We start from the raw sequence: 23280 nt of genomic DNA, 5'->3' as shown, positions 1-23280 counted from the left end.
TGTCCGCTCGTCACGCCGGTGCCGCGCGGACTTCCTAGCTGGCCAACTCCCGGCAGCGCGCGGCGTCCAGCGCATGGCCGCAGGCGTGGAACTCCCGCGCCGCCGCGGCGAAGCCTTCGCGCGCGGCAGCGACACGGCCGGTGGCCCGTTCGATGTGGGCCTGCGCCTCGTGCAACGACGCGTACCAGGCCGGCAACTTCATCACCACGTTGGCCAGGTATTCGGACTGCTGCTGGTGGCTGGCCGCCAGGTCCAGTTCGTGCGCCCTCGCGGCCGCGATGGTGGCCGGGATGGCGAAGGTGATGCGGCAGCCGGGGCAGCTTTCCAGCGGGCCGCGCACGTTGGCCTCGGCCTCCTCCAGCACGCCCAGCGCGGCATCGGGCTGCGTGGCCATCGCGATGCGGGTGCCGTAGATGCGGTCCAGCAGGTGGAAGCCGACGTCGGACTGGCGCGCGACATCGAGCGCTTCGTCGAGCAGGCCGCGCGCCCGGTCCATCTGCCCACGGTAGATCGCCAGTTCGGAGCGGCGCTGCAGCGACAGCGCTTCGCCGGTCGCGCCGCCGATCGCGCGGTGCATGCGCCCGCCGGCCACCAGGTCCTGCTCGGCGGCGTCGAGCTGCCCGCTGAGCAGCCAGGCCTCGCCGCGCAGCGTGACCGCGAACGCATGCCCGCGCGCCGCGCCCAGCCGCTGCGCTTCCGTGGCCAGCGCATCGGCGAACGCGATGACCTCTGCATAGGGCCGCGAGCCGTAGAGGAAGCGCTGCGTGATGCACAGGTGGCCGTCGAACACACGCACCGCCAGCTGCGGCAGGTGGCTCGTCTCCTTGAGGTCGGCCCACACGCTGCCGTGCAGGTCGCCGCGCGCGTGCGCCGCCGCGGCTTGCGACCAGGAGGCGATCACGAGCGTGCCTTCGTCGCCTGTCTCCAGGGCGATCCGGCGCACTTCGGCCGACCGGCGCGTGCCTTCGGCGGGGTCCCCGAAGCCCAGGGCGGCCGCGCCGCTGTAAGCCAGCGCTTCGGCGAGGCGCCCCGCCACCGTGGTGGGGTGCACATCCTTCAGGTACTGCAGGGCACCGGGCGGGTCGCTCATCTTCACTTGGGCCAAGGCCCGCTTGGCGCGCAGTTCGTGGGACAGCGCGTCTGGCGCGACGGCGGCGGCCGCATCGTAGGCGGCCAACGTGCCTGGCCGGCCCAGCGCGTCCAGGGACTCGGCACGCAGCGCCAATGCTTCCGGCTGCGCCGCCCGGTGCACGAGCAGCGGCTCGACGTGGCGCAACACGTCCTCGTAGGCGCCGAGGCGAAAGGCCTGGCGCGCAGCCGCCAGCGCACACGGCATCGCCTGCTCGGCGTCGCCCGCGGCGAGCCAGTGATGGCCCACCAGGCCCGGTGCCGCACCGCCTTGCGCGAGCCGGGCCGCCACGTCGCGATGCAGCAGCACACGCCGGTGCGGCGGGATGCCTTCGGCCAGCGCGTCCCGCACGAGTGCGTGGCGGAAGCGGTAGCGGCCATCGGCCACCACCAGCACGCCCGCGGCGAGCGCCTGGTCGAGCCGCGCCAACGCGTCGTGGCCCTCGTCTGCGGCCAGCGCCACGGCCGTGGCCACGTCGAAATCTTCGGCCGACAGCGCCAACCGGCGCAGGGCCTCCGTCGTGCCGGGGTCCAGGTCGCACAGGCGTTCGGCCAGGGCCGACGACAGGTTGCGGGACATCACCGCCGTGGCGCCGTCTGAGGTGGCCGCACCGCGCGCGAGCTCGACCACGGCAAACGGCAGGCCCTCGGCACGGCGCGCGATGGCGGTGGCGGCCTCGGCCGTCATCGGTGCGTCGGCTGAGCGGGCCGCGAGCAATGCCGCTTCCTCCTCGGACAGTGGCCCCAGTTCAAGGGCCTCCAGCTGGCCGGCGCGCTGCAAGCGCGAAGTGTTCCGGTCCAGCAGCGGCGGCAGCGCGTGCCGGCACGCGAGCAGCACGAACACCGGGGGGCCGCTTGCCGCCAGTTGCGTCAGCGCCTGGGCGCTCGCGTCGTCCGCCGCGTGCGCATCATCGACGATGAGCAGCACCGGCTTTTGCGCGGCGGTGGCCAGCAGCAGCCGGCGCACGGCGCCCACCATCTGGTGGCGCCCGAGCGGCAGGGCCAGCGGCTTCACGTCGCCTGAGGCGGTCATCTGCGCCAGCACAGCCTGGGCGTGCGCACCGATGGCCTGTGCCGCATCGGGCAGTTCGCCGAGCAAGGGCTCCACCAGGTCGGCCGCGATGCCGTAGGGCCGTGTCCAGTCGCCGGCCTGCAACGAGCGCACCTGCCAGCCCAGGCCCCGCGCTTCCTCGGCGACGCGGCGGCAGAACGCGGTCTTGCCCATGCCTGCCGGTGCGCGCACCACCGCGCCCCCCGGACGGCCCGCGAGGCTGGCGCGCAGCCACCCCAGGACACGCACCAGCTCCATGGCACGGCCGACAAAACGCGGCGCGGCGCCCTCCAGGCCCGCCACGCATTCGCGGTACAGCGCTTCGGCCGACGGGCCGGGGCGCATGTCCAGGGTCTGCTGCAGATGGTCGCGCAGGTGGCCGTACCAGCGCAGCGCCGAAGAGCGTCGCCCGGCCGCCAGTTCCTCGCGCATCAGCTGGACATGGGCCGCCTCGTCGGTGGGGTCTTCGCGCACCAGCCGTTCCAGGTCGCCGGTCTGGCGCAGCAGCCGCAGGAACTTGTCGCGCAGCCGCTGGCGCGGCGCCTCGGTCCAGGCTTCGTAGCGGGCGTCCGGCAGGAGGTCGCCACCGTAGAGCTGTGCGGCCGCCTTGCAGGTCTGCGGATCGCCGCTGCGCAGGGCCTCGTCCGCTGCGCGCTCGAACTGCTCGGCGTCGCACGCCACCGCATCGTGGTCGGGCAACAGGAAAACCCGGCCGCCTCGCAGCACCACGGCGTCGGGCTGGCCGATGAACTGGCGCGCGTGGTGCGCGGCCTTGCGCAGGTTGGCGCTGCCGGCGTCGGGGTCCAAGTGCGGCCACAGGGCGTCCACCACCTGCTCGTTCGCCAGGCTGCGTCCGGGCTGCAATGCCAGCAGCTGCAGCAGCTCGGCGGCGCGCCGGGTCAGCGGCACTGGTGGAATCTGCGGGTCATCGCCGGCCACGCTCAGGTGGAACGGGCCCAGCAGCCGGATGGACACGGCTTCGGACGACGGAGTCGGTGGGGGCGACATCGCGATTCCTTTCCCCCGGCACGGGCCGGGAACGTTTCAGGAACGCCAAGCGTGGAGCATCAGTATGCCGTCTATCGAATCTGGCGGGTGCAACGAATAGACGCATCACCCTCGCGCCCGCGGACCCTCAAGGAGTACCTCATGCATATCGCAAAAGACGCCGTCGACGTGAAGATGGAAATTCCCGGTGCCCTGATCCGGCAGCGTTTGAATTTCGGCGACGCGACCGGCTACAGCAAGATCAGCGGCGAGTACTTCACGCTGTCAGCGGGCGTCGACACGACGCCGCTCTTCCAGGGCCTGAACAACCACAACTCCTGCCAGTGCCCGCACTGGGGGTTCGTGCTCAAGGGCCAGATCACCACCACCGACGACGCCGGGGAGCAGGAGACCGTCCAGGCCAACGACCTGTTCTATTGGCCGCCCGGCCACAACGTCAAGGTCGACGCCGACGCGGAGATCGTGATGTTCAGCCCGCAACACGAACACACGCACGTGATCGACCACATGATCGAGAAGGTGAAGTCATGAACCCGAACAAGGCCCTCTGGGAAAAAGGCGACTTCACCCGCATCGCCGAGAGCATGCGCGAGAGCGGTGAAGACATCGTGCGGCACGCCCGCATCACGCCCGGCATGAAGGTGCTGGACCTCGGCTGCGGCGACGGCAACACCGCCATCCCGGCCGCCAAGCTCGGCGCGCAGGTGTTGGGCGTCGACATCGCCGCCAACCTGGTCGCCGCGGGCAACCGGCGGGCGGCCCAGGCCGGCCTGTCGGCCAGCTGCCGGTTCGAGGAAGGGGACGCCTGCGAGCTGCGGCTGGAGAACAAGTCCTTCGACCTCGTCATCAGCATGTTCGGCGCCATGTTCGCGCCCAAGCCCTTCGACGTGGCACGGGAGATGGTGCGTGTCACGCGCCCGGGCGGCCGCATCCTCATGGGCAACTGGATCCCGAACGACCCCACGCTGGTGGCGCAGATCCTGAAGATCAGCTCGTCGTATGCGCCCCCGCCGCCCGAGGGTTTCGTGAGCCCGATGGGCTGGGGCTCGACCCCGAACATCATCGAGCGCTTCGGCGCGGCGGGCGTTGCCTCGGAGGCCATCAGCTGGGAACGCGACAGCTACATCTTCGACTTCAAAGGCTCGGCGGCGGAATTCGTCGACACCTTCCGGCAGTTCTACGGCCCGACCATGAACGCCTTCGATGCGGCAGCCCAGGCGGGGCGCACCGACGAACTGCGCACGGAGCTGGTGACGCTGTTCCAGAGCCAGAACCAGAGCCAGTACCCCAACACCTGCCTGATCGCCGCGACGTTCCTGCGGGTAACGGTGGAGGTGGGCTGACCCGCGGCGTTCCGTCGGCTTCTGCGGCCGGTCCGGACCGCCGGACAGGTCGAGGGAGACAAAGAAAAAGCCCGGCAACGCAGGACGTTGTCGGGCTTTTTTGATTGGTGCCGCTTGTCGGAATCGAACTGACGACCTTCCGCTTACAAGGCGGGTGCTCTACCAATTGAGCTAAAGCGGCTGAAAGAAAGCAGTGCTGGCAACGATTCTAAGCGGCCGGCTTTGGGGCCGACCGCGTCGTCACTTGACGCGCTTGAGCGACGGCCGGGTGCCGCCACCGGCCGGCGGGCGCGGCGGCTCGTCGGTCGGGTCGGAAGGCGCCGAGCCGGCGTCGACCGTCTCGTCGCCTTCTTCGCCCGTCACCAGGTGGAACACCTTGCTGGCGTCGCCTTCGGTGCCGCGCGAGGCATCGCGCAGCGGCATGCGCGGCGCGCCGGACGGCGAGGCCGCAGCCGAGGCGGCGTCATCGCCATCGTCGGACGTGGTGGCGGCCGGCACGGGTGCCGGGAACGCCATGCCCTGTCCGTTCTCACGGGCGTAGATCGCGATCACGCGGCCGACCGGCACGCTGATCTCGCGCGCCGTGCCGGCGAAGCGGGCCTTGAACTCGATGAAGTCGTTGCCCAGCTTCAGCGAGCTGGTCGCGTCGAAGCTGATGTTCAGCACGATCTCGCCGTTCTTCACGTACTCGCGCGGCACCTGGACGGTGTCGTCGACCAGCACCGCGACATAGGGCGTGAACCCGTTGTCGGTGCACCACTCGTACAGCGCCCGGATGAGGTACGGGCGGGTGGAAGAGGACTCGAGCGCGTTGATCATGAAAGGCGGCGAAAAACGAAGGAAGCAAGCACGCAGCTTACTTACTTTCGCATGACCTTTTCGGAAGGCGTCAGTGCTTCGATGTAGGCCGGGCGCGAGAAGATGCGCTCGGCGTACTTCAGCAGCGGCGCCGCGTTCTTGCTCAGGTCGATGCCGTAGTAGTCGAGGCGCCAGAGCAGCGGTGCGATGGCCACGTCGAGCATCGAGAAGTTGTCGCCCAGCATGTACTTGTTCTTGAGGAACACGGGCGCGAGCTGCGTGAGGCGGTCGCGGATGTGCGAGCGGGCCTTTTCGAGCGCCTTCTCGTTGCCCTTGGCGGTGCGGTTCTCAAGCGTGGCGACGTGCACGAACAGTTCCTTCTCGAAGTTGAGCAGGAACAGGCGCACGCGGGCGCGGTCGACCGGGTCGCCGGGCATCAGTTGCGGATGCGGGAAGCGCTCGTCGATGTACTCGTTGATGATGTTCGACTCGTACAGGATCAGGTCGCGCTCGACCAGGATCGGCACCTGGCCGTACGGGTTCATCACGCTGATGTCTTCGGGCTTGTTGTAGAGATCGACGTCGCGGATCTCGAAGTCCATGCCCTTTTCGAACAACACGAAGCGGCAGCGGTGAGAGAAGGGGCAGGTCGTTCCTGAATACAAGACCATCATGGCGAGAGACTCCTAAAAATCAAAAAGAGTGGGTCGCCTGGGCAACCCACTCTGTGGGACCGGACGCACGAGGCGCCCGGTCGGCGTGAACGGAATTACTTGACGTCTTTCCAGTACGAGGCGTTCAGTCGCCATACGAAAACCACCGACATGGCCAGGAACAGCAGCACCCAGACGCCGATGCGCACACGGGTGTTCTGTGCCGGCTCGGCCATCCACTGCAGGTAGCCGACGAGGTCGCCCACTGCGCTGTCGAACTGCACCGGGGTCAGCGTGCCGGGGGTCACTTGCTCCCACTTGCCCGTGAACACGTCGGTGGCATGACCGTGCTGCTCGACCTTGGCGTGCACCGGCAGGCGCTCGCCCTGCAGTTCCCACAGCGGGTTCGGCATGGCGACGCTCGGGAACAGCAGGTTGTTCCAGCCGGTGGCCTTGGTGTCGTCGCGGTAGAAGCTGCGCAGGAAGGTGTACAGGTAGTCGGGGCCCGTGCCGCCGTGGCCGGCGCGCGAACGTGCGACCAGCGTCAGGTCGGGCGGCGTGGTGCCGAACCATTCCTTGGCCTGGCGCGCGTCGATGTTGGCCTTCATGGTTTCGCCGACCTTGTCGGTCGTGAACAGAAGGTTGTCCTTGATCTGCTGCTCGCTGATGCCGATGTCCTGCAGGCGGTTGTAGCGCATGAAGGCGGCCGAGTGGCAGTTGAGGCAGTAGTTGACGAACAGCTTGGCGCCGTTCTGCAGGGCCGCCACGTCGGTGGTCTTGTTGGGCGACTTGTCCCACGCCAGACCGCCCGATTCGGCGGATGCGGCCGCGGAGAAGGTCAGGCCCAGTGCCAAACCCATGACAGCGAGCCAGCCGGAAATTCTTTTCTTCATCGTGTTTCTCTCAAGCTCTCTTGCACTTGCGCGCGCATCAATGGGCGGCGAAGACCACGCGCTCGGGCACGGTCTTGAATTCGCCCTTGCGGCTCCACCACGGCATCAGCAGGAAGAAGCCGAAGTAGAAGAGCGTGCCGATCTGCGAGATGGTCTGGGCGATGTCCAGGGCGAACGAGCCGATGACCAGGTTGCCCCAGACGCCGGGCGCCTGGATGCCGAGGTAACCCAGGATCAGGAACAGGAACACGAACACGCCGTAGACATATTTGTGCCAGCTCGGACGGTAGCGGATCGACTTGACTTCGCTGTGGTCGAGCCACGGCAGGAAGAACAGGATGATGACCGAGCCGCCCATGATGACCACGCCCCAGAACTTGGCGTCGAAGGTCTTGAGCAGGAAGATCACGACGGCGGCCACGACCACCGCGGCAACCTTGAGGCCCATGCCCGACTTGCCCTTGATGAAGTTCCAGACGGCGGCGGCCGCGATGATCAGCGCGAACACGTTGACCATGTCGTCGGTGGTGGCGCGCAGCATCGAATAGAACGGCGTGAAGTACCAGACCGGAGCGATGTGGTTCGGCGTCTTCAGCGAGTCGGCCGGGATGAAGTTGTTGTACTCCAGGAAGTACCCACCGGCTTCAGGCGCGAAGAAGATCACTGCCGAGAAGATCGTGAGGAACACCACCACGCCGAAGATGTCGTGCACCGTGTAGTACGGGTGCGACGGGATGCCGTCGAGCGGATGGCCGTCGGGACCGCGCTTGGCCTTGATCTCGATGCCGTCGGGGTTGTTCGAACCCACTTCGTGCAGCGCGATCAGGTGGGCCACCACGAGGCCGAGCAGCACCAGCGGCACGGCGATGACGTGGAAGCTGAAGAAGCGGTTCAGCGTGGCGTCGCTCACGACGTAGTCGCCGCGGATCAGCAGGGCCAGGTCAGGACCGATGAACGGGATGGCAGCGAACAGGTTCACGATGACCTGGGCGCCCCAGTAGGACATCTGGCCCCACGGCAGCAGGTAGCCCATGAAGGCTTCGGCCATCAGGCACAGGAAGATCGCGCAGCCGAAGACCCAGATCAGCTCGCGCGGCTTGCGGTAGCTGCCGTACATGAGGCCGCGGAACATGTGCAGGTACACCACGATGAAGAACGCCGAGGCGCCCGTCGAGTGGATGTAGCGGATCAGCCAGCCCCAGGGCACGTCGCGCATGATGTACTCGACCGATGCGAACGCCTGGTTCGCGTCGGGCTTGTAGTGCATGACGAGGAAGATGCCGGTCACGATCTGGATCACGAGGACCAGCATCGCGAGCGAGCCGAAGATGTACCAGAAGTTGAAATTCTTCGGTGCGTAGTACTTGCCCCACTGGTCGTTCCAGAGCTTGGTCAGCGGGAAGCGGTTGTCGACCCAGTTGAGCAGCTTCTCGCCGGCGGGAGCGTTGGGGGAAACTTCGTGAAATTCAGCCATGTTCGTGGTCTCCCTCAGGCCTTCTTGCTGTCGTCGCCGATGAGCAGGCGCGTGTCGGACAGGTACATGTGCGGAGGCACAGGGAGGTTGTCAGGAGCGGGCTTGTTCTTGAAGACGCGGCCGGCGAGGTCGAACGTGGAACCGTGGCAAGGGCAGAGGAAGCCGCCTTCCCAGTCGTTCGGCAGCGAGGGTTGCGGGCCGGCCTGCAGGCGGTCGACCGGCGAGCAGCCGAGGTGGGTGCAGATGCCGACCACAACCAGCACATCGGGCTTGATCGAACGATGGCCGTTCTGTGCGTACTTGGGCGTGAATTCGTCGGGGTGACGCTTGGAAAGCGGATCGGCGAGCTGGCCATCGAGCTTGGCGAGTTCGGCGACCTGGTCAGGGCTGCGCTTGAGGATCCAGACCGGCTTGCCGCGCCATTCGACGGTGATCTTTTCGCCGACCTTGAGGGCCGAGATGTCCACTTCGACCGCGGCGCCCGCGGCCTTGGCCTTTTCGGACGGCTGGAATGTGCTCACAAAAGGGATTGCGGTGGCCACGCCGCCCGCTACGCCGGCACAGCTGGATGCGATCAACCACGTCCGCTTGCTTGTGTCGATCCGGGGCGAGCCGGAGGTCATGTCACTCATGGGGATCCTCTAAGTCTTCTTCGCTGGAGCAGGGGCTGACCTTTGCCACAGCAAGGTCAACCCGAGATTGTAGCGGGGCGCAAAAGGGTTTTTCAATGATTGCCGCGCGTGCGCACGGCGCCGCAGCACGTGCGCGACAGCACGCGACGGCCCTCGGCGCTCAGCTCAGCAGCCCGTACTGGGTCGCCTGCCGAACGGCTTGGGTGCGCGACTTGACGGCCAGCTTGCGGTAGATCCGCTTGGCGTGGAACTCGACCGTGTTGATCGAGAGGCAGACCGCTTCAGCAATCTGCCGATTGCTCCAGCCTTGCGCGATCAGGCGCAGCACATTGAGCTCCCGAGGTGACAGCAGCCCGGGAGCAGGCATCGGGGGCGAGACCGTGTCGCCGTCGCGCAGCGCGGACTCGACACCCTCCGGTTTCGCGGACGCCGCAATCAGGCCGAGGACGCGACGCGCGACGCGTGCGTCCATCGGCGAACCGCCGCGCTCGATCGAGCGCAGCAAGAAAGAGAGTTCGGCATCGTCGGTGCTCGTCAGCAGGTAGCCGGAGGCTCCTGACGAGATCGCAGCCTCGACCAGCAGGCGGTCGTCGTCCTTCGACATGGCGATGGCGTCGATCTGCGGGTAGGCACGCCGCAGGTGCGACAGGAGCGCGACGCCGCCGTCATCAGCCAAGTGCATGTCGACCAGCACCAGGTCATAGGGCAGCGCGGCCAGCAGACGGATCGCTTCCGCGTGCGTGGAGGCGATCACGACGCGGCGACCCGGGGCCAGATCACAAAGAAGGCGTCGCATGCGGTCGGCCAGGGCCAAGTCGCCCTCGACGATCAGCGCACCGAAGAAGGCGCAACCCAAGGCGGCGTACCGGCCAGCGAGTGCCGGCGCCGACTGTGCGCTGCTGGCGGACAGGTGATTCATCATGAGCAGACGCCTCCGATCACGCCATCGGCCGCGCGCCCGCACACTCGCACACCCTTCGCCACCCCACCTTCAGATAATCGAACCACGCATATCCCCTTGTTGTGCCCCGCGGCCTACCTTGAATGTCAACTTTCGTTTCGGGGTACTGCAGGAACAATGCCTGGGAGTCGGCCATGCGGCCCATTGCAACGATGGCTCGATGAGTGCGTTGATTTCATTGAAGAAATGCGACGGTAACGCCCGGGACCCCGCCGATGGAGCTGCGCGCCAGTCGCCGTCGTTACGGTCATCCTGGGCGGAACGTTACGTAGCATTGAGATACACATGTGCCCGTCACACTCACCCGCAAGAATCGGGGCAATACGCAGTTACAAGGATGCCGTGGCAAACGCCTCATCCTCCAGACCAAATTAGTTGCGGCACACTTCTGATGCTGCTAACCTCAAGTCAAGAGCATAAAAACCCTTTGAGAGGATCACTGTGAAGACGAACAAACTGGTTGCTACCGTCGCCCTTGCCACCCTGGCAATCTCGTCGGCTTTTGCCCAAACGCAGGTTACCCCTGCGCCCGCAAGCAACAATCGCGCATTTACGCCGGGCCCTGCTGGCGCTCCGAGCGCAACCGCTGCTGGCCTTGGCGGCCTGACCCCCGTTCAATGGGGCGCTGTTGCAGGCACCGGCGCACTGATGCTGACCCTCGGCAGCAGCAACAACGGCAACGGCGGCGGCGGCTTCTTCGTCCCCGGCACCGGCACCACCGGCACGGGCACCACCGGCACGCGTTAATGCTGGTTGCCCTCCTGAAAGGAGGGCATTCGCTGAAAAGTCCGCGCGTTGCTTCCGCCACGCGACTCTTAGAACGTTGCCTTTTGGCAACGTTTTTCTTGGGCGTTGGCGGTTGCTCCTCCGGAACTTCAGCCATGCTGGATTCAGCTCGACTGCTGTATCGCGGCGAGTCTGCAGCAACCCAGCCCAATTTCAATCCCAGCTATCGGTACCTGCGGGCCACCGTCGATGGGCGCGTCCTGTACATGGTGCTCGGCTATATCGATCAGCGCGCCGAAGGGCCCGTCGAGGTTTGGTACAGCGGCACGGGTGAAGTCGTCCGACTTCTGAATGGTCAACTGGTCGGCACGACCGGGCTGTCCATCGACTGGCGCGACGTTCGACTTGCCAACCCACCCGCCTGGCGAGCTCACACTGCCAACACCACGCAGACCTACGCGCGCGAACGCGACCTGATGCCCGGCTATCGCTTCGGCATTCGCGACGATATCGCGCGCACATCGATCGCGCCGCCCACCGACAGCGCGCTCGCCGGCGCGCCCGCAAGCTCCTTGCGTTGGTATGAAGAGCGCAGCGTCTCCCGCCCTGCGGCAGCCTCCGTTCCTCCCGCCCGCTTCGGCGTTTCATTTGCTTCTGGCGCCCCTCAGGTCGTGTATTCGGAGCAATGTATTTCCCGCGACCTCTGCATGAGCTTCGAACAGTGGACACCCCCCGCACCAGCAGCCGGCACCGCGGCGCGCGCTGGTACATGAGCCCCCTCTTCCTGCGAGCCATCAGCCCCCCGCATTGGCCCCGTCGAACGGCCCTTGCCTGCGCGTTGATGGCAAGTCTTGGCGCCGCGGCGGAGCCGTCGCAGAACGCAGCGACCGTTGAACCCGCAAGCGATGCCGAAGTGCGACCCGGCGAACGACTGAGCACCTGGCTGCTGCGCCAACCCGAGGGCTCGGCCGCACCCGGGCTGGCATGGCGCGTGCCGCAGGAGCGACTGGCCCAGCAGTTCCTGAAGAACACCCTGCTCGTGCGCCTCGAGGCGGCCAGCAGGCGTGCACCGCGCTCCGAGCAACTCGATCGACTGAAGCTCATCACGTGGCTGCAAAACCTGCCGGTCACCGGCCGCGTGGCACTGGGCATCGTGGACCCCCGCTGGCTGCAGGCGCACCCGGATCAAGACCCCGTGCTGTCGGCCGGCCAGCAGCTCGTTGCGCCCTCCCCGCAATTGAAAACCATCGCGGTTGTCCGCCCCAATGGCGAGTTGTGCCACGTGGCGCACGAGGCCGGCCGGACCGCCTGGGACTACGTCATCGCCTGCGCACCTGACAGCACCCACGATTGGGCATGGGTTGCACAACCCGACGGCCGAACATCGCGCGTGGGCATCGCCCCCTGGAACGGCCACCCCTCCGATGAGCCGGCACCAGGTGCATGGATCTGGGCAGCGCCGCGCGGCATGACCGAACTGGTCGACGCGTCGGAAGGCATTATCAAGTTCCTGGCGACCCAGGACCCTTCGCCTCAGACAGCGGCGCTGGGCACCACCACCGCCGCACTTGCAACAGCCAAGCCGGCCGCAGCAATCACTACGTCCATCCCGCCGTCAGCTCCGCCGGAAAGCGTCATCTCAGTGCGCCCCGACGCATCGGCCCCGCAATACAAGGCGCCTCGCACAAGCAGCAACGACTGGGGCGAAACCGGCCTGCTCCAGACGCCGACGGCACGCATGGGCGAGGCCGGTGATTTCCGTACGTCGATCAGCCACGTGTCGCCCTATACGCGACTGAACGTGATGTTCCAGCCACTGGACTGGATGGAGGCGGGCTTTCGCTACACCTCCATCAGCAACCGCGCGTATGCCGCCAGCACCACTGGCCAGAGCAACAAGGACAAGAGCATCGACGTGAAGCTGCGGCTGCTGCGCGAATCCGCGTATGTGCCTCAGGTTGCGCTGGGCTTTCGCGACCTTGGCGGTACCGGCCTCTTTTCGGCCGAATACCTGGTCGCCAACAAGCGCTACGGCGATCTCGACTTCAGCCTCGGCATCGGCTGGGGGTACCTGGGCAACAGCGGAAACATCCGAAACCCCTTGCTGGCCCTGAGCAATCGTTTCAGAACGCGCACGGTGAGCTCAGCAACGGGCGGCGAAGCAAATTTCAAGGCCTTCTTTCGAGGGCCAGCTTCCTTGTTCGGCGGCGTCGAATGGCGCACGCCCTGGGATCCCCTGACCGTCAAGCTCGAGTACGAAGGCAACAACTACAAGAACGAGCCTCAGCAGAACAACCAGGTTCAGCGCTCACCTTTCAACATCGGACTGGAATATCGCTACTCACCCGGCGTCGCCTTCACCGCCGGCCTGGAGCGCGGCAACAAAGTGATGGTGGGCCTGACCCTGTCCACCAACATGGCGAGCATGCGAGCCAGCAAGCCCGCAGATCCGCCGCCGCCCCGCTTCACGCCGGAGGCTCCAGCCAATCCACCCGGATGGGCCTCCACCGCTGCGGAGATCCAGGCACGCACCGAATGGACCGTGCAGCGCATCGCGCCGCAAGGCGACAGCGCGCACGTCTGGATCACCGAGAGCCACACGGTGTACCGCGAGGCCCGCGTGCAGCAGGTCATTGCCGTCATGCATCGCGATGCGCCGGCGTCGATCAAGCACTTCATCCTTCACTACAACGAGCGCGGACTGGCACTGCACACTCAAGTAGTCGATCGCAGCGAGTGGGTGACGGCGCACTACCAGGCACAGACGCCCGCAGAACTGCGCGCCACGGACCAGCGCGACTACGCCCCGCCGCGCGGCCGGACCGAAGACGGGCTCTACGTACCGGCATCGCCGCAGCGCACACCCACTGATACAACCGCCACCGCATCGTCCGGCGAGACGCCGGCCATGGCGCCATGGGAGCGGCGCACGGAAAGACTCACCTTCGGCCTGACTCCGAGCTTCTCGCAGATCCTCGGTGGCCCTGATGCCTTCCTGCTCTATCAGCTCGGCGTCTCTGCCACTGCGGAGTACCGCTTCACGCCGAGCACCTGGGTGAACGCCGCGCTGAACTGGCGCCTGCTCGACAACTTCGACAAGTTCACCTACACGGCGCCTAGCAACCTTCCCCGCGTGCGGACCTACCAACGCGAATACGCGACGACCAAGCGGTTGACGATGCCGGTGTTTCAGCTGACCCACGTGGGCCGCCTGAACGAAGACCAGTACTACAGCGTCTACGGCGGCGCCCTCGAGTCGATGTTCGCCGGCGTGGGCGCCGAATGGCTCTACCGCCCGTGGCGCAGCAAGTTCGCCTTCGGCATCGACATCAACCATGTGCGCCAGCGCGACTTCGCGCAGGACCTCGGCCTGCGCGACTACAAGGTCAACACCGGCCACGCCACGCTCTACTGGGACACGGGCTGGAACGGGGTGCAGGCTAGGATCAGCGCGGGCCAGTACCTTGCAGGCGATCGCGGCGTCACCCTCGACATCAGCCGCCGCTTCGACAACGGCGTGACGATCGGCGCCTGGGCCACCAAGACCAACGTGTCCGCCGCACAGTTCGGCGAAGGCAGCTTCGACAAGGGCATCTACGTTTCCATCCCCTTCGACGCGTTGCTGCCGCGCTCGAGCAAGTTCACTGCGAACTTTGCCTGGGCTCCGCTGATACGGGATGGCGGCGCCAAGCTGGGACGGATCAACCCGCTGTTCGAGATGACGTCGATACGGGATCCGAAGGCTTTCAGCTTCTCGCCGCCCGACGACAAAGCACCCAAGGCGGGGGACAACATCCTCGACTTCAAGCGGGCGCAATAGGCGCCGCCGGCTGAAAACAAAAAAGCCCCGATCCGGGGCTCTTGGTCTCAATATCACCCCCGGCGAGTCGGGGCGGAAAAAATGAAGCAGCTCTATCGAATCAGATCGCCACGGGAATCTGGTTCGGCGCGGATGGCTGGTTGGCCTCGCCCATCTGCGCAGCGCCGACTGCCGCTACGAGCGGCTGAGCGCAGTCACGCACACGGTGACGCTCCATATGCACCCAATCCACCACCTCCGCGTGAGGCCGATAGCCGGGCAGCATCTGCGTCAGCGTCTGCTTCAGCATCGGCACATCGCTGCTTTCGAGTGCCGCATTCAGCGTCTCGAACTGACGCCAGAGTTCATTCCATGGCAGGCAGGGATCGTGCGCCTTCATGACACGCGGATGCGCCGTAGGCATCGCGCTGTCACCAATCAGGAGCTCTTCATAGAGCTTCTCGCCGGGTCGCAGCCCAGTCACCTGTAGCTCGATATCGCCATCCGGCGAATGCTCGTCACGGACCGTGCGCCCCGAAAGCTCCACCAGCCGGCGGGCGAGGTCGATGATCCTCACCGGTTCGCCCATATCAAGCACGAAGACATCGCCGCCCTGCGCCATCGCACCCGCCTGAATCACCAACTGGGCGGCCTCGGGAATGGTCATGAAATAGCGCGTGATGTCTGCATGCGTCAACGTGATCGGGCCGCCCGCCTCGATCTGCTTTCGAAACAGCGGCACCACCGAGCCACTGGAGCCGAGTACATTGCCGAAGCGGACCATCGAGAAGCAGGTGTACGAACTCTGCTGTGCCAGCCCCTGCAACGCCATTTCAGCGACGCGCTTGCTGGCCCCCATGATGTTCGTCGGCCGCACGGCCTTGTCGGTGCTGATCAGGACAAAGTTAGGAACCTTGCACTCCATGGCAATCCGCGCCGTCGTGAGCGTGCCCATCGCGTTGTTTCGCACACCCTCTGCCGGGTTGTGCTCGACGAGCGGCACATGCTTGTACGCCGCCGCGTGATAGACCGTATCGGGGCGCCAGGCGCGCATCACTTCACGCAGCCGCGCCGCATCGCACACCGAAGCGAGCAGTGGGACGACACGTACGTTCGGCGCCAACTGCTCCAGCTCCTGGTGGATGCCATAGAGCGCGTATTCGCTCAGCTCTACGAGCAGCAGCGTGGAGGGCGACAACTGAACGATCTGCCGGCACAGTTCGCCGCCGATGGAGCCACCAGCACCGGTGACAAGCACCACTTGGCCGCGGATGTGCTTGTGCAGCAGATCCGCCACCGGCTCGACCGGATCCCGCCCCAACAGGTCTTCGATGTCGACTTCAACTAAGTCATTGACTTGGACCTTGCCGTTGGCCAGATCCAACAGACCCGGAAGCATGCGTACATGCAGATGCAAAGGCAACAGTTGGTTCAAAATTTCGACACGACGGCCGTGACTTGCCGAAGGCATTGCAAGCAGGACATCCGTGATGCCCCAACTGGCCGCGTTGTCCTTGAGCCAATTTGAGGACTGGATGCGAAGGCCGTTGATCGTATTGCCCTGAAGATGCGGAGAATCGTCGATGAAGGCGCGGATTACCATGTCTCGGCTTTGCATCAACGCTGCGGCCAACTGCAAACCGGCGCTACCTGCACCGTAGATCACGACCTGAGGCAGTTGCTTGCGCTGCAGTGCACTCATATAGAGGCCGCCCAACCAATAGCGCGCAAACATGCGCGAGCCAGCAATGGCCAAGAACAACAGCAACGGCACCAGCAAACCCACGGTGCGCGGGACGCCCTGCACGGCAACCACCGAAAAGATCAATGCATAGCAGAGGCCAAAGAGCACGCTCGCGCGCACGATCGCCATCAGCGCGGCCGCTCCGGCATATCGGAAGATGGCCCGGTAGAGCCCGAACACCACGAAAAGCGGAAGCGCCAATGCGACAGCCACCGCAACGGCCGACCACTGAACGCCACGCAGTGTCATCCATTGCTCGAAACGGAAACTGAACGCCAACCAGACGCACAGGACGCAGAGCGCTGCGTCGACCCCCAGAGCCAGCATGCGCTTCATGGGGCGCGGCAAAGCGAGCAAGGGCGCAGCCAGACGATTGATCACACTGAAAACTCCTGCGGCGGTTGGAGTGCGCCGCGCTGCAACAATTGTCCGTGAAGGGTACCCACCCCTCCCCCCCAATTCAGGGGATTCGCGACACTCATAATGTCATTTTTTGTATCTTTTGCATCGACATGACTTTGGTCATAGGGCGGCTGATTAGCTCACTCGATCAGCTGTCCCTTGGGCAGCAATGACCGATTCGAGCCCTGAGTGCCTGCTGCATGACCACATCCGCGAGGCAGTGGGCGCCAACGCCCTGACTACAATGCCAACGGCGTGCCCAGCCACCCTTCGGCTCTCTTGTTTAGATAGCGCGATTCAATCGCTCAACGAAGGACAAATGGTGAGGACATTTCTGTATGACATGTGATTCATGCTGGACATGGAGCACGCGGCACGCAATACGTTGAATCTGATAACTAGAGGCACAAGCCTTCGCCGGGAGCCAAGTCTCATGAAATCTGTTCTGGTGGTATGCATTGGCAACATCTGCCGTAGCCCGATGGGGGAAGCATTGATTGCTGCAGCGTTGCCGCAGGTTCAAGTCGCGTCAGCAGGAACTGGGGCCCTGGTTGGTCACCAAGCAGATCCGATTGCACGCAAACTCATGGCCGAACGCGGCATCGACATCGAGGCCCACCGTGCACGCCAACTTACAGGGCAAATGTGCCAACAGGCCGACCTCATCCTTGCGATGGACGAAGCCCAGCGGATTCACATCGGGCAGCGCCATCCATTGACCCGGGGCAAGCTGTTTCGCTTGGGCGAAGTCGCACGCGTTGACATTCCCGACCCATATCGCATGGGCCGTCCGGCCTTCGAGCACGCCCTGCAACTCATCGCTGACGGCGCCCAAGCCTGGGCCGAACGCATTCGCAAACTCTCATGACTTCTTCCGCTTCCACTTCGGCTCCTTCCGCAGCACTCGCGCGCGACGATGACAACGATGCAATTCATCTGTCCGAGTACTTCGATATCTTGCTTGACCGAAAGTGGCTGGTGGCAGGCGTTACTGCCGTTGCGCTCGTCATCGGTACGGCCTACGCACTCCTGGCTACACCGATATATCAGTCAAACCTACTGATTCAGGTTGAGGACTCCGCCCCTGATGCCAAGAACTTTCTTGGCGACACGGCAAACCTCTTCGATGTGAAAACGCCTGCCACAGGCGAGATTCAGATTATTCGCTCGCGATTGGTTATTGGAGGAGCCATAGCGGCGAAGCAGCTGAACATCGATGCACAGCCACGCTATCTCCCCTTCATTGGTGAATGGCTCTCGAGACATGCCAAAGAACTGTCGAACCCCGGCTTTCTTGGCATAGGAGGCTACGTTTCTGGAACCGAAGCAATCAGCATTGCCAAGTTCGATACTCCTTCCGTACTCGAAGATCAGAAGCCGTTCATGATCACCGCGCTAGCCGGCGGCCAATACACTCTGGCTCATCCCGATCTTGCGGAGCCACTAACCGGCACTGTTGGCAAGGTACTTACTCAGCAGTTGCCCGAAGGCACCATTACATTGGTGGTTTCGCGGCTTGACGGCAGGCCTGGTGCCGAGTTCCTAGTTTCGCGTACTTCACTGCTCGCCACTACCGAAGATCTTCAGAGACGCCTTCAACTCGCCGAACAAGGCAAGCAATCGAATGTGATCAGTGCTTCGCTCGAAGATAGTGACCGCGATCGCCTCCAGCGCACACTCAATGAGATCGGGGCTCAATACGTTCGCCAGAACGTCGAACGCAAGGCCGCCGAGGCCGAAAAAACTATTGAATTTCTCGATCGACAGCTTCCCGAGTTCAAGCAGCAACTTGAAGACTCAGAGGATGCTTACGCACGCTTTCGCAATCAGAATGGCACCGTCGCCTTTGATGAAGAGGCGAAAGCAGCACTGACCATGTCGGTGCAATTGCAGACCAAACTGCTGGAATCCCAGCAACTGCGCCGCGAGCTGCTTTCGCGCTTCACCGAGAGCAACCCCAAGGTCCAGATGATCGACGGCCAGATCGCGGCCATTCGCCATGAGATCGAAGGCCTTGAGACTCGTGTCAGCGCCATGCCAGCCGTTCAACGCGACGCCCTACGGCTTGAGCGCGATGTACGCGTCAATGGCGAGCTCTACAAGTCACTGCTCAATAGCTCACTGCAACTCCGCCTTGTGAAGGAAGGCAAGATCGGCAACGTGCGACTGCTCGATACCGCTGTCGAACCGAAGAAGGCCGTCAAACCGCAGAAGCCCTTGGTCGTCGCGCTTTCCCTGGTGCTCGGATTGTTGGCTGGCGTGGCCTTTGCCATTGTCCGAAGCAAGCTTTCAAGCGGCATCCAGAACCCGCAAGAAATCGAGGAGCGTCTCGGCCTAAACGTCTATTCCGTGGTGCCATTGGCGCTCGAACAGGAAACGATTCTGGAGCATATTGCAGGCGGCGCGAAGGGTGTGCAATTGCTGGCCGTAACCTCCCCCGAGAGCCTTGCCATCGAGAGTCTGCGTAATCTGCGTGTTTCCCTGCAACTGACTTTGATGGAGACGGGGAACAACCGCGTGCTTATCACGGGCGCTACGCCTGGCGTGGGCAAGAGCTTCGTCTCCGGCAATTTTGCCGTCATCATGGCGCAGGCCGGTAAGCGTGTTCTGTTGATCGATGCCGACCTACGTAAGGGTCATCTTCAGAAAGCTTTCGGCTTGCCACGAAAGGGCGGCCTGGCAGACGTGCTGTCGGGCGAGATGACGCCCGAGCAAGCGATTCATGCTCAAGTGGTCCCGAATCTGGACGTCCTGACCACGGGCGCCTACCCGTTTAATCCTGCCAATATGATGCTGTCGTCAGCACTGGGCGAATTGTTGGACGCCTTTTCGGAAAGCTACGACCTGGTGGTGATCGACAGCCCACCGGTGCTAGTGGCCGCCGATGCCGCTGCAGTTGCTGCGCATGCCGGTGCTGTGCTGCTGGTGGCTCGCGACAACCTGACCCAGTTAGGCGAGTTGAACGAGAGCGTCAAGCGGCTCGCACATGCCGGCCAACAGGTCAACGGCGTAGTCTTCAATGGCATGGACCTTTCCCGCAGGCACTATGGTAGCTACGGCTACAAGTACGGCGGCTACCGATACACTGAGTACAAGTACAAAGAAGCTGGGGTAGCCGCTGAGTAATACTCGGCCCTGCGAAATTCATCTCCTCGTCCACTTCGCTGGCGCAGAGGGATGGTGACGCCCATGGGCACCAGAGCTTGCTGGTGCGGGAATCTCAACCCAGGATGCGAGAGCGATGGCGGCAGGCAGACGCAACAAGAAGCCCTTGAGCCCGAGGCGCACGACGGCGCGCAGCAGCCGGCGGATGTTGTAGTCCGCCGCACGGCGCACCGCTGACAGCGCGTAGCCGGAGGCCCCCCCGCAACCAGTGGCTGCAACGGCTCGCCCAGCAGCGACGCGCGGGTTTGCCCCTCCAGCCGGCGAACGCCAAGCCGGCCCATCACGATGGAGCACCACTGGCGCCCCCTTGCCGAGCATCGGCATGACGTGGAACACCTCGCGCTCGAACATCCGGTCGAAGCCTAGCCAGAATGTGCGATAGACCGCGCGAGCTTCCTCACCCAACATGAGCATCCGGTCGTTCCATCTTGACCCGAGTCCGAGATCCTCAGGAGGCGGTCACGGATCCGACGAAGGCGACGCACTCCACGGGGTTGAGGGCGGCCAGCAGCAGGTATTTCGCGACCTCGCTGCGCACACGCAGCAAGTCTTGGTCGCCGAGGCACCCGTAGACGAAAGCGAGCAGGTAGCGCTCGGGGTGCTCGTCGCAGAACTGCTGGACCAGTTGGCCCGCCAACTCGCCCAGCAATTTCTCGTTGAAGCGGGCACGCACCGTCAAGCGCTGCATGCACTTGTCCTGCACCTCTTCCGAGACGACTGGCCACGCATGGCCGCTGCGCGTCATCGCCTGGAACGTCACGAACAGGATGTGCAGCGGCACCTCCGGCTCCACCATGCCGACGCTCATGCAAGGCAACACAAGGATCGAGGCGAGTATGTTGGGCTGCTGAGCGAAGATCTCGTCGGCTGGGCGCGCCTTCTGATCCTGCCCCATGCCGTTGACGTCGATGGCCGCCTGGACCACTACGGCTTACGTGATCACGCTCATCTTCCTCAGCTCGGCCACCAGCGATGTGGCAGCAGTTCATCCAGCCGATAGCTGCGATGCGCGCCAGCAAATCGCGCAGGTACGCCCACGGATCCAGGCCGTTGAACTTGCGCACAGCGCGTCAGCCAGAGCGCGCAACTGGGCGGCGGACAGCGCGCAGCACACGGGAGCTTCACGTGCAGGCCACCGCGCTGGAGTTCGATGCGGATGTCGAGCTGGGGTGCTGGGGCAGCGGCCACAGGCTCAGGCCGCGGCAACTCGACAGGGTCAAGAGGACCGCATCGCCCATGCGCTGAGGCCGCGACCCGCGAACTACTTGCGCACGACGTTGGTGTTCAGGCCGCGCGCAATGGCCACGGCCGAGACCGACGCGCCGGGCACGCCGGCAGTCGGCCAGAATGCGTGCCTTGAACTCGGCACTGTGGACTCGGCGATTGGAGCTATTGGGATACATGGCTGTCCGCCAAAAATAGGTGGGCGCTCATCCCCGAAGGGCGGCACGGCGGGCGCAAGATGGTATCGCCAGACGCTCAGCACCCATTTCCTTGACAGCCCACATGTTCGCAGCGTGGCCGGCCAGCTCCGAAGTTTTTTGTCTCAGCGGGCATATGCGCGTGCAGGCTCTCAGCGGACTCCTGACCGCTATAGACCACTTCGCGGTCTTCAGCGCCTTATCCAGTGCTCATCGGTCTCGCCATTCAGGCGACTGTAAGGATGCATTTCCGCCTGCAACACAAGGGGACACAATCAGAGAATTCCTGTAGGCTGATCACTAAATCCGCTTTAGGCCAGCCAGCTTCACCGCCCAACTAAAATATGAAGGGAATTGCGCTAATGAGATTTTATCTCGCAGTTTTTATCTTGGCACTTCTTGGTGCGAGTAGTGGATCGCATGCACAGCCGGCAAGCAAAACTTTTATCGTAACGCATTCCATGAACTACAAGAATGCAGTGGATCTTTCTTTTTACGGAGTTCCGAAGAGCCCCATGATCTACGAGGCCTTGCTCTTTCCTTCTAGGAAATCAGACCAAATCCTTGAAGGCGAAGAGTTGAAGAGAGTGATAAATGGAATAAAGCTCGGACCATTGCCATTGATACTTGATATTGAGCGTTGGAGCATTTATTCGGATAACGAGAATGTCCGAGAGAAAAATAGAGAAAAATTTTTAAATGTCTTGGAAAAAATCAGAGTCGCGCGTCCTGGGATCAAAGTTGGGTACTATGACGTCGTTCCGACCATGAGATATTGGTCAGTGGTTGATGTGGCGAGAAAATTGGAAAAGAGAAGTTGGGAAAATTTAAACAAGAGAGCCTCTGAGGATTTTGCACCACACGTGGATGCCATATTTCCGTCGCTCTATACGCTCTATGGCGATCAGCAAGGATGGAAGACTTACGCAGAAGAAGCTTTGCGAATCAGCAAGTCTTTTGGCAAGCCTGTCTACTGCTTTTTATGGCCAAAGTATCACGGCGGAGATCGAGAACTCACCGGGAAATATTTGTCTGCAGAATATTGGAATTTAGAGTTAGAGACTTGCTATAAATATGCCGACGGCATTGTCATCTGGAATCATGAGCCGCATAAAGAATGGGACCCGAATGCTGAATGGTGGCAACAAACCTTGAAGTTCATGAGGGTCCATTCGCTTTCGAAATAAATTGGTCCTTCGGAGCCGGTGAGGTTGAGAACGGGGTAGGCAGGCACCGAAGTAGTCGACCCTGTAAAACTCACCCGACCGAGCTGGTCGCCCTGGAGGCCCGCATGCGCAGATGCGGCGCGCAGCAGCCACCGGATGGTGAAGCCCACGGCGCACTGCCAATCGCCCAAGGCCTTGACCCTGCCCCGATGGGTGATCTGGATGCCCGGATTGGGCTGCACCACGCCCCACAACCTCACGCATCAGGCGGGCGAAATGCGATGCTGGTGCCGCCTCGATTTGCGCCCAGGGAGTCGGCTGGCCAGCATCACCAAGGGGTGGCGCAGATCGATCATCTAGGCCAGGCGCGGGCGGGAAAAATCCGCGATGTCGGCTGACTGGGGCGCTGACAACACTTCCGGGAATCAGCGTCGGATCCAACGATCCTCGCGGATCGGCAACCTATACGAACCAACGAAACTCAGTATTCGTGTGTGTTACCAGGGATTTGCAGGGCCGACAACGTAGGGGGGAAATCAGGAACCTGATTATCGCTGGGCCACCCAGCTCATCAGTCGCGCGAACACCTGCCCGACAAGGAGGCCGAGGCCATCCGCCCAGAGGTCGCTCCACTCAGCGTACCGATCAGGCGTGAAAGACTGCAGCAACTCGATGAGCGCACCATAGGCCAACAGGCTCGACAGCACCAAGCTCAATCGCCTCGGCCATGCCTTGTGCGCCAGGAAGGCCAATGTTGCAAAGGCCAGTACATGATTGCTCTTGTCCCAGCCGGTGGTGGGCATGAACGTCGAGGGAGGTGCGAGCGACAACGCAAGAATTGCACAAACACAAGCCCAGAAAGCCCAAGCCGATAGCAGACCAATATTCAATCTCACCTGGTTACTCTCTTTTGGGC

Annotated in this window: 17 protein-coding genes and 1 tRNA gene; 7 read left to right on the top strand and 11 right to left on the bottom strand. The window is 63.6% G+C overall.

Annotated features, from left to right (window positions below; genetic code table 11):
* Positions 1–34: 34 nt before the first annotated feature.
* Positions 35–3187, bottom strand: coding sequence for an ATP-binding protein (locus AC07O4_RS28695; RefSeq protein WP_495306283.1), 3153 nt, complete (start codon positions 3185–3187; stop codon positions 35–37).
* 141 nt (positions 3188–3328) lie between these two features.
* Here AC07O4_RS28695 and AC07O4_RS28690 point away from each other — a divergent pair, with 141 nt between their 5' ends.
* Complete coding sequence (locus AC07O4_RS28690) at positions 3329–3718, top strand: cupin domain-containing protein (protein ID WP_159275044.1); 390 nt, start codon at positions 3329–3331, stop codon at positions 3716–3718.
* Positions 3715–4530: a class I SAM-dependent methyltransferase gene (locus AC07O4_RS28685; RefSeq protein WP_495306282.1), complete on the top strand. Its 816-nt coding sequence runs from the start codon at positions 3715–3717 to the stop codon at positions 4528–4530. Before AC07O4_RS28690 ends, AC07O4_RS28685 begins: the two co-directional genes overlap by 4 nt.
* Positions 4531–4635: 105 nt before the next feature.
* On the opposite strand, the gene AC07O4_RS28680 is transcribed toward AC07O4_RS28685, so the two are convergent.
* The 7 genes from AC07O4_RS28680 to AC07O4_RS28650 all read right to left on the bottom strand — a co-directional run bounded on the left by AC07O4_RS28680 (position 4636) and on the right by AC07O4_RS28650 (position 9902).
* A tRNA-Thr gene (locus AC07O4_RS28680) sits at positions 4636–4711 on the bottom strand.
* Positions 4712–4770: 59 nt separating this feature from the next.
* Positions 4771–5349 (bottom strand): ClpXP protease specificity-enhancing factor, encoded by a 579-nt coding sequence (locus tag AC07O4_RS28675; RefSeq protein WP_492744598.1) that lies wholly within the window; start codon positions 5347–5349, stop codon positions 4771–4773.
* Positions 5350–5390: 41 nt separating this feature from the next.
* The gene (locus AC07O4_RS28670; protein WP_062473683.1) at positions 5391–6002 is read right to left on the bottom strand and encodes a glutathione S-transferase N-terminal domain-containing protein; all 612 of its coding nucleotides are present in this window, start codon (positions 6000–6002) and stop codon (positions 5391–5393) included.
* Between the two features lie 95 nt (positions 6003–6097).
* Positions 6098–6874: a cytochrome c1 gene (locus AC07O4_RS28665; RefSeq protein ID WP_062473681.1), complete on the bottom strand. Its 777-nt coding sequence runs from the start codon at positions 6872–6874 to the stop codon at positions 6098–6100.
* Positions 6875–6911: 37 nt separating this feature from the next.
* On the bottom strand, positions 6912–8348 hold the full coding sequence (locus AC07O4_RS28660) for a cytochrome b (RefSeq protein WP_070059900.1): 1437 nt from the start codon (positions 8346–8348) through the stop codon (positions 6912–6914).
* Between the two features lie 14 nt (positions 8349–8362).
* Positions 8363–8980: a ubiquinol-cytochrome c reductase iron-sulfur subunit gene (gene petA / locus AC07O4_RS28655; protein WP_062473677.1), complete on the bottom strand. Its 618-nt coding sequence runs from the start codon at positions 8978–8980 to the stop codon at positions 8363–8365.
* Between the two features lie 160 nt (positions 8981–9140).
* Positions 9141–9902, bottom strand: a complete 762-nt coding sequence (locus tag AC07O4_RS28650; protein ID WP_492744600.1) for a LuxR C-terminal-related transcriptional regulator — start codon at positions 9900–9902, stop codon at positions 9141–9143.
* Between the two features lie 920 nt (positions 9903–10822).
* Here AC07O4_RS28650 and AC07O4_RS28645 point away from each other — a divergent pair.
* Together AC07O4_RS28645 and AC07O4_RS28640 are read left to right on the top strand one after the other, a co-directional pair.
* Positions 10823–11440, top strand: coding sequence for a YjbF family lipoprotein (locus AC07O4_RS28645; protein WP_492744602.1), 618 nt, complete (start codon positions 10823–10825; stop codon positions 11438–11440).
* On the top strand, positions 11437–14487 hold the full coding sequence (locus AC07O4_RS28640; protein ID WP_492744606.1) for a YjbH domain-containing protein: 3051 nt from the start codon (positions 11437–11439) through the stop codon (positions 14485–14487). The genes AC07O4_RS28645 and AC07O4_RS28640 overlap by 4 nt, the downstream gene beginning before the upstream one ends.
* A 100-nt stretch (positions 14488–14587) precedes the next feature.
* On the opposite strand, the gene AC07O4_RS28635 is transcribed toward AC07O4_RS28640, so the two are convergent.
* Positions 14588–16591 (bottom strand): polysaccharide biosynthesis protein, encoded by a 2004-nt coding sequence (locus AC07O4_RS28635; protein ID WP_495306281.1) that lies wholly within the window; start codon positions 16589–16591, stop codon positions 14588–14590.
* A gap of 454 nt (positions 16592–17045) precedes the next feature.
* Between AC07O4_RS28635 and AC07O4_RS28630 the strand changes: the two genes are divergently transcribed.
* The gene (locus AC07O4_RS28630) at positions 17046–17480 is read left to right on the top strand and encodes a low molecular weight protein-tyrosine-phosphatase (protein ID WP_159278664.1); all 435 of its coding nucleotides are present in this window, start codon (positions 17046–17048) and stop codon (positions 17478–17480) included.
* The gene (locus tag AC07O4_RS28625; protein ID WP_492743340.1) at positions 17477–19738 is read left to right on the top strand and encodes a polysaccharide biosynthesis tyrosine autokinase; all 2262 of its coding nucleotides are present in this window, start codon (positions 17477–17479) and stop codon (positions 19736–19738) included. The genes AC07O4_RS28630 and AC07O4_RS28625 overlap by 4 nt, the downstream gene beginning before the upstream one ends.
* A gap of 487 nt (positions 19739–20225) precedes the next feature.
* On the opposite strand, the gene AC07O4_RS28620 is transcribed toward AC07O4_RS28625, so the two are convergent.
* Complete coding sequence (locus AC07O4_RS28620) at positions 20226–20702, bottom strand: hypothetical protein (protein ID WP_492743339.1); 477 nt, start codon at positions 20700–20702, stop codon at positions 20226–20228.
* Between the two features lie 957 nt (positions 20703–21659).
* Between AC07O4_RS28620 and AC07O4_RS28615 the strand changes: the two genes are divergently transcribed.
* On the top strand, positions 21660–22385 hold the full coding sequence (locus AC07O4_RS28615; protein ID WP_492743338.1) for a hypothetical protein: 726 nt from the start codon (positions 21660–21662) through the stop codon (positions 22383–22385).
* A 527-nt stretch (positions 22386–22912) separates the two neighbouring features.
* On the opposite strand, the gene AC07O4_RS28610 is transcribed toward AC07O4_RS28615, so the two are convergent.
* On the bottom strand, positions 22913–23167 hold the full coding sequence (locus AC07O4_RS28610) for a VanZ family protein (protein WP_492743337.1): 255 nt from the start codon (positions 23165–23167) through the stop codon (positions 22913–22915).
* Positions 23168–23280 lie beyond the last annotated feature (113 nt).

Source organism: Variovorax sp. GW821-FHT09D04 (genome assembly GCF_059416405.1).
This window is presented reverse-complemented; position numbering and strand designations above follow the sequence as displayed.

What these genes read in the sequence shown, in the direction of transcription:
- AC07O4_RS28695 (WP_495306283.1), bottom strand. Translation starts at nt 3,187, where the DNA reads ATGTCGCCCCCACCGACTCCGTCGTCCGAAGCCGTGTCCATCCGGCTG.
- AC07O4_RS28690 (WP_159275044.1), top strand. Translation starts at nt 3,329, where the DNA reads ATGCATATCGCAAAAGACGCCGTCGACGTGAAGATGGAAATTCCCGGT.
- AC07O4_RS28685 (WP_495306282.1), top strand. Translation starts at nt 3,715, where the DNA reads ATGAACCCGAACAAGGCCCTCTGGGAAAAAGGCGACTTCACCCGCATC.
- AC07O4_RS28675 (WP_492744598.1), bottom strand. Translation starts at nt 5,349, where the DNA reads ATGATCAACGCGCTCGAGTCCTCTTCCACCCGCCCGTACCTCATCCGG.
- AC07O4_RS28670 (WP_062473683.1), bottom strand. Translation starts at nt 6,002, where the DNA reads ATGATGGTCTTGTATTCAGGAACGACCTGCCCCTTCTCTCACCGCTGC.
- AC07O4_RS28665 (WP_062473681.1), bottom strand. Translation starts at nt 6,874, where the DNA reads ATGAAGAAAAGAATTTCCGGCTGGCTCGCTGTCATGGGTTTGGCACTG.
- AC07O4_RS28660 (WP_070059900.1), bottom strand. Translation starts at nt 8,348, where the DNA reads ATGGCTGAATTTCACGAAGTTTCCCCCAACGCTCCCGCCGGCGAGAAG.
- petA (WP_062473677.1), bottom strand. Translation starts at nt 8,980, where the DNA reads ATGAGTGACATGACCTCCGGCTCGCCCCGGATCGACACAAGCAAGCGG.
- AC07O4_RS28650 (WP_492744600.1), bottom strand. Translation starts at nt 9,902, where the DNA reads ATGATGAATCACCTGTCCGCCAGCAGCGCACAGTCGGCGCCGGCACTC.
- AC07O4_RS28645 (WP_492744602.1), top strand. Translation starts at nt 10,823, where the DNA reads ATGCTGGATTCAGCTCGACTGCTGTATCGCGGCGAGTCTGCAGCAACC.
- AC07O4_RS28640 (WP_492744606.1), top strand. Translation starts at nt 11,437, where the DNA reads ATGAGCCCCCTCTTCCTGCGAGCCATCAGCCCCCCGCATTGGCCCCGT.
- AC07O4_RS28630 (WP_159278664.1), top strand. Translation starts at nt 17,046, where the DNA reads ATGAAATCTGTTCTGGTGGTATGCATTGGCAACATCTGCCGTAGCCCG.
- AC07O4_RS28625 (WP_492743340.1), top strand. Translation starts at nt 17,477, where the DNA reads ATGACTTCTTCCGCTTCCACTTCGGCTCCTTCCGCAGCACTCGCGCGC.
- AC07O4_RS28615 (WP_492743338.1), top strand. Translation starts at nt 21,660, where the DNA reads ATGAACTACAAGAATGCAGTGGATCTTTCTTTTTACGGAGTTCCGAAG.
- AC07O4_RS28610 (WP_492743337.1), bottom strand. Translation starts at nt 23,167, where the DNA reads ATGCCCACCACCGGCTGGGACAAGAGCAATCATGTACTGGCCTTTGCA.